Raw genomic sequence first — 873 nt, 5'->3', positions numbered from 1 at the left:
CATTGCCGCAGCTTCGGTGTATAGCTTAGCCCCGTTAAATCTTCCGCGCAGGCCGACTCGACCAGTGAGCTATTACGCTTTCTTTAAATGATGGCTGCTTCTAAGCCAACATCCTGGCTGTCTGAGCCTTCCCACATCGTTTCCCACTTAGCTATAACTTTGGGACCTTAGCTGGCGGTCTGGGTTGTTTCCCTCTCCACGACGGACGTTAGCACCCGCCGTGTGTCTCCCGGATAGTACTTACTGGTATTCGGAGTTTGCAAAGGGTTGGTAAGTCGGGATGACCCCCTAGCCTTAACAGTGCTCTACCCCCAGTAGTATTCGTCCGAGGCGCTACCTAAATAGCTTTCGGGGAGAACCAGCTATCTCCAGGTTTGATTGGCCTTTCACCCCTAGCCACAAGTCATCCGCTAATTTTTCAACATTAGTCGGTTCGGTCCTCCAGTAAGTGTTACCTCACCTTCAACCTGCCCATGGCTAGATCACCTGGTTTCGGGTCTAATCCTAGCAACTGTACGCCCAGTTAAGACTCGGTTTCCCTACGGCTCCCCTATACGGTTAACCTTGCTACTAAAATTAAGTCGCTGACCCATTATACAAAAGGTACGCAGTCACACCACGAAGGTGCTCCTACTGCTTGTACGTACACGGTTTCAGGTTCTATTTCACTCCCCTCACAGGGGTTCTTTTCGCCTTTCCCTCACGGTACTGGTTCACTATCGGTCAGTCAGGAGTATTTAGCCTTGGAGGATGGTCCCCCCATGTTCAGACAGGATATCACGTGTCCCGTCCTACTCGATTTCACTCGAAGCGCGCTGTCGGCTACGGGGCTATCACCCTTTATTGCTGTGCTTTCCAGCACATTCGCCTAAC

Annotated in this window: 1 rRNA gene; it reads right to left on the bottom strand. The window is 51.4% G+C overall.

From position 1 onward, the window contains the following. Positions 1 to 873, bottom strand: a 23S ribosomal RNA gene (locus tag MD588_RS25880); the annotation flags it as partial.

The organism is Photobacterium obscurum (assembly GCF_026191635.1).
Lineage (GTDB): Bacteria > Pseudomonadota > Gammaproteobacteria > Enterobacterales > Vibrionaceae > Photobacterium > Photobacterium obscurum.
This window is presented reverse-complemented; position numbering and strand designations above follow the sequence as displayed.